Raw genomic sequence first — 5194 nt, forward strand, 5'->3', positions numbered from 1 at the left:
GAATGGTGGCTTATTATGGTCTGGATGAGAATATTGGTCCGCTTAGTTTTTACGATTCCTCTGGACAATATCAAAGTATTTTAGGTAAGCCTTACAGCGAGGAAATGGGCAAACGCATTGACAAGGAAGTCCATCATCTTATTATGACGCAGTATCAACGAGCAAAAGATATTTTGATCAAACACAAAGATGAACTCGAACAATTGGCAACGCTCTTACTCGATAAAGAAATCGCCGATATTGAAGATTTAGAGCAAATCTTAGGAAAACGAAAAGCAAAAGAATTATTGAATCTAGAAGAATAATCTGTTTTTCAGAACCAATTTTATTTGGAATTGCTTTTAAACTTCAATTTATAGGGCAAGATCCAACTGGATTGGGCAATGGTCTGAGCCGTAGTATTGGGATAATATCTCCACGTTTTTGACTTTATCCAATAAAGAGTTACTGACCAAAAAGTAATCTAAACGCCATCCCGTATTGCGTTCCCGAGCCTTGAACCGGTAGCTCCAATAGGTATAAGCTATGGTATCTGGATGAAAATGCCTCCACGAATCCACAAATCCGGCGTCAAGAAGATGGTCCATCCCATCAATTTCAATTTGGGTATAACCAGCTGTTTTATTGTAATTGGCTTTATCGTTTTTAAGGTCGATAGCCTGATGGGCAACGTTTAGGTCGCCACAAAGGATAACTGGTTTAATTGCTTTTAAATTTGTTAGATAGTTCCGAAAATCTATATCCCATTGTTGTCGGTAATCCAACCGGACCAATTCTTGTCCAGAATTAGGCACATAGACATTGACCAAATAAAAGCGTTCAAATTCTGCACAAATAACACGACCTTCTTGATCATGTTCTTCGATTTGCATGTCAAAGGTTACAGTAATTGGCTTTTCCTTTGAGAGCAGCGCGACTCCCGAGTAGCCCTTTCGAATGGCCGAGTTATAATAATGATGATAATTGCTCAAATGCGATAAGGCTTTTTTAACCTCCCCATCTTGCGCTTTTGTTTCTTGAAGACAAATAATATCTGGATCCATTTTTGAGAAGTACTCAAAAAAATCCTTTTGTGTGATGGCTCGGATACCATTAATGTTCCAAGAAATTATTTTCATCATATTTATATTTTCTAGCTAACTGAAAGCATCTTAAAACACTTTCACCGTATTTATTTAGGATCTTTATAGGTGTCATACATCGATCCAAAATCAGATGCCAAAAACATATCCAACGGAATCTCTTCCTGTTTGATAAACCCTTTGTTTTTTAATTTGCCTTCAGAAACCAAGTCCACCACCGTCGATATACTACAGGCGGTGGTCCAACTTATGGCACGCCAATCCTTACCGTCCAAAGTAATTCGACGGTAAGATTCGCTAAATTCCTTCCTTCTCAAATTGCCCTCTATCTTACCTTCTACAGCGGCATAAACCAAGACGATATCTTCATCGACCAGCGGCAGGGCATTGTTCAAAATTTCTTTTGCCAACTTTCGATCATTTTTCAACTGTAAATCATAAAGAATCAATTTCATGGCATCACGATGCCCTGGATATCTCATGGTTTTATAATTGAGCATATCCACTTTGCCATCTAAAGTTTCGCACATGGTCCCCAATCCACCCGAAGTAGAAAAGGCCTCATATTGACGTCCGTTAATATTGATGGATTCAACATCATCAAGAGAACTTACCATCTTACGCTGGCTATTATGAATCACTTCAGCATCATTGAGGTACTCATTGATGACCCCTTCAGCACTCCAGGTAAAACTATAGCCCAATTGCCCCATAGGATGCAGAGGCAATGCGCCTACCCTTAACTTCACCGATCGGATTTCAGAAAATTGCGAATACAATCCCGCTCCTAGGATTCCGATAAATCCTGGTGCCAACCCACATTGAGGCGCCAAAACGGCTTTGCTGCCTTTAGACATTTTCTGAATTGCATTAAGCGTGGGTACATCTTCAGTCAAATCGAAGTAATGCACACCCATATCAGATGCCGTTTGGGCTATTTTTATATTGAGAAAATATGGCAAACAGGACACTACAGCTTGTTTGTCTTTCAGAAATTCGCGAATGGTTTCATCTTTGGAAACATCACCTTTGGTTATTTTGAAAGGGAATTTTTCATCTGGTTCAGTTTGATCCATCCCTTCTACTTCATACTTCGAACTAAGTAAGGTTGCCACCAGACTGCCTACTTTTCCCAAGCCAAGAACTCCAATTTTATCTATCATATTTTCTTTTTATAATTTGTGTCCAAAAGTTTATCTTTTCAATGTGTCCTTAAATAAAGAATCAAGACCGCTTCGCTTATAGAATAAAGACCTGATTTTAAAAAATGAGAAACACCTGTTATTTAAATTAAAATCACCCAATTACTCTCTAGAGGTGCTTTTTTAAAAATCTTTCAGCACCCTTCGCTTTCGATAGTTTTTTTATCATTTTCTTTTTTACTGAATCTTATTGATATAAAACTTGGAAATTACTAGTAAAAAATGAGAATATGAAAATTTTATACATCGAATTTTCAGAAAATAACCCTCGTAATACAGGTTGTACACCTCGATAAAAATCGCATTAAAGAAGTAAGGATAAGTTTTACGGCATTTAAAGTGTGGTGAATGCAATTTCGTTTAAATGTGATGTTTAAAAAGTTCCCTTCATTTAAAGATTTAATACTCAAGCTGATCTATGTCATATTATTTCGATGATTCGTTTCATAAATTTGGGTTTTAATTAAAACAATAGCTAAAATGAAGTCAATTTTATACGCCACCGATTATTCAGAAAGCTCCGTCGCCGCCCTCAAATATGCTCATAACCTAAGTTTAAGCTTAAATGCTAAATTATGGGTAGTTCATGTATTTGAGACGCCTTCAATAATGCAAACAAAAGCAAGAATACCCTTTCCGAAATTTGAAAAAGATACTTTTAAGAAACATACTGAGAAACTTGAGGCCTTTTGCAAAAATCATTTAGGTGGCGATTTAGAAAAGATGAATATCGAAGTTGAAGCGATTCAGGATAAAACAGCGATTGATGGTATCGTCTCCAAAGCCGTGGACATCCAGTCCTTATTCATCGTGACTGGCATGAATAGCAAAAATAAATTGCAAAGATTGATTATGGGGAGTACGGCAAGAGGTCTTGTAGAAAAAGCACCTTATCCAATTTTGACCATTCCAGAAGATAAAGCATATAATCCGATCAAAACCATCGTATATGCCACAGATTTTCAACAAGAAGATCTCGATGCCCTTTGTAAATTGGCAGCAATTGCCAAGCCTCTTGACGCAAAAATCAAAATAGTCCATATTTGCACGATGGAAAAAACCATATGTGATATAGAAAAGACACAAAGAATGGAAACCATTGGTAAACATGTGAAATATGATAACGTTGAATTAGATGTATTACATTCCGATGATATTTTTACGGAACTCATTACATATTCCGACAAAACCAATGCCGACATCATCGGCATGCTTGAGCGTGAAAGCACAAGTTACACCTCAGATCTGTTCTATCGAAATCTCTTAAAAAAAATGAAGTCTTACGGCAAAATTCCTTTAATGAGTTTTAACGCCAAAAATTATGGCAAATTCCACCTTTAAAACTATATTAATGAATCACTGAATAGAATGGCATTCTTTTAAAGGCAAGTAAAAAAAGAGTATGGAGTTCATTCAAGGGCTGGTCTATTCAGTATTTTTCTATTTTTCAACCTTCTTTCTTCGGCACTAGCAAGTTCCTCCAAATTTGATGACGACAGTCACTACCTAGGTTTTATCAATAAATAGCTCCTCATATCAATGGCTCCAAACGGTGCGTTCTTTCAATAATGACACTCTACTGCATGAGCACGCCCAACTGACCCAAGTCATTGTTAATCCTCTATATATCAAGTATATTGATAACAGATTGGAAGACTAAAATGTTCCTGATAACATCCTTATAAAAATTGAATTTTAGGGATTGCTCCCTTAAATATCCTAAACCTATTGAAAGGAACCAAAGTGGATAAATACCACTCATGGTTTTCCAAAAAATTATTAACTTAAAAATTATTTATTATGAAACGTATTTTTATTTGCTTATCTATTGCAACATTTTCAATCATGGGGATGTCTGCACAAGAAAAATTCGAAAAAATAAACTCGGTAGAAAACCAAAATAACCTAAGAGTTTACAAGCAACAACAAGAACAAGAGCTAAAAACTACCATCCGCGAGCAAACTGAAAACTATATTAAAGATGCAGCGAAAAGAATGGAGGCACAAAAAACTCAAGTTCAAAACGAATTAGAAGCCCGAAGAGAGCAGCTTACAAACAGACCGGCTGGAATGGTACCCTATACTGGTCCTGCATTAATGTATTAGTATGGTGAAATTCGCAATCTCCATCCAATTAAAGGAGAGGTGCAAATATGAGAAACTTAAGAATTAATTTTAAATTTAAGTTATTCTTATAAATGGGAAAGGCCTTTGAGATTTCAAAGGCCTTTCCCATTTTGTTTATCCATTGATTAGGTGAGGATGCTTTACGTGAAAGCGATTGCGTATCTCGCAAGTTTTATTGAAAGAAAAAATCTAGGTTGGATAATTTATGGGGTTTAAAATATCCAGCGACCAAGCAATTCAATATACTTGGTTGTATTAAGTTTTTAAGGCGATAAATTATTTTATTTTTTTCACCATTTTTTCGAAGAGATCTAATTCCGCTGCTTTTTAAACAGAGATTTGCCTTAGCTGAAGATCTGTCTTTCAAATTCGTGATACCGTCTTTTCTGTGATAATCAGGCTTCAACTTCGATACTATCATTTGTTACTATCAAAGATACGGTCAAATAACTGAAGTTTTAATTGGACACACCTTGTTACTAATGCAACAACAACCATAAGTTAGCAAAGATCGAAAACAACTTTTTACATCATTTATCTTTCAATGCCTCGAATCCTGCAATCACATCAAAAAGTTCTTCATCAATAGTGCTTTGTCTCAAACGGTTGTACCCACGTTTCAGATCCTCCAACATCTCATCAATGTTTTTTTCTGCGCGCTCCATAGCTTCGAGTCTACTGGCGTTTTCGGCCGCCAAAGATTCTGCACTGGCCTTGTACAAGGACACAAAAAGATATTCCCTAATCAGCGTACGTAAGGTGCTTTCAGTGCCACCAATAACT

The 5194-nt window shown here is 36.4% G+C and carries 5 protein-coding genes and 1 pseudogene; 3 read left to right on the plus strand and 3 right to left on the minus strand.

The annotated features are described in order from the left end of the window. Positions 1–305 (plus strand): annotated as a pseudogene (locus VLZ86_RS15040) (peptidase M41); the annotation flags it as partial. 48 nt (positions 306–353) lie between these two features. Here VLZ86_RS15040 and VLZ86_RS15045 read toward each other — a convergent pair. Both VLZ86_RS15045 and VLZ86_RS15050 read right to left on the minus strand, forming a co-directional pair. Further along, a complete protein-coding gene (locus VLZ86_RS15045; RefSeq protein WP_325452809.1) occupies positions 354–1121 on the minus strand; it encodes an exodeoxyribonuclease III in 768 nt (255 codons plus the stop codon). 50 nt (positions 1122–1171) lie between these two features. Further along, positions 1172–2245, minus strand: coding sequence for a saccharopine dehydrogenase family protein (locus VLZ86_RS15050; RefSeq protein WP_325452811.1), 1074 nt, complete (start codon positions 2243–2245; stop codon positions 1172–1174). A gap of 519 nt (positions 2246–2764) precedes the next feature. Between VLZ86_RS15050 and VLZ86_RS15055 the strand changes: the two genes are divergently transcribed. Then, positions 2765–3625: a universal stress protein gene (locus VLZ86_RS15055; RefSeq protein ID WP_325452813.1), complete on the plus strand. Its 861-nt coding sequence runs from the start codon at positions 2765–2767 to the stop codon at positions 3623–3625. Positions 3626–4084: 459 nt separating this feature from the next. Beyond that, positions 4085–4390 carry a hypothetical protein gene (locus tag VLZ86_RS15060; protein WP_325452815.1) on the plus strand — a complete coding sequence of 102 codons (306 nt, stop codon included), beginning with the start codon at positions 4085–4087 and terminating at the stop codon, positions 4388–4390. Positions 4391–4941: 551 nt separating this feature from the next. Here VLZ86_RS15060 and VLZ86_RS15065 read toward each other — a convergent pair. Next, positions 4942–5194, minus strand: a 253-nt coding sequence (locus tag VLZ86_RS15065; RefSeq protein ID WP_325452816.1) for a F0F1 ATP synthase subunit gamma, incomplete at its 5' end; no start/stop codon positions are given.

Origin of the sequence: Gelidibacter sp. (assembly GCF_035515035.1) — a bacterium.
Taxonomy (GTDB): domain Bacteria; phylum Bacteroidota; class Bacteroidia; order Flavobacteriales; family Flavobacteriaceae; genus Gelidibacter.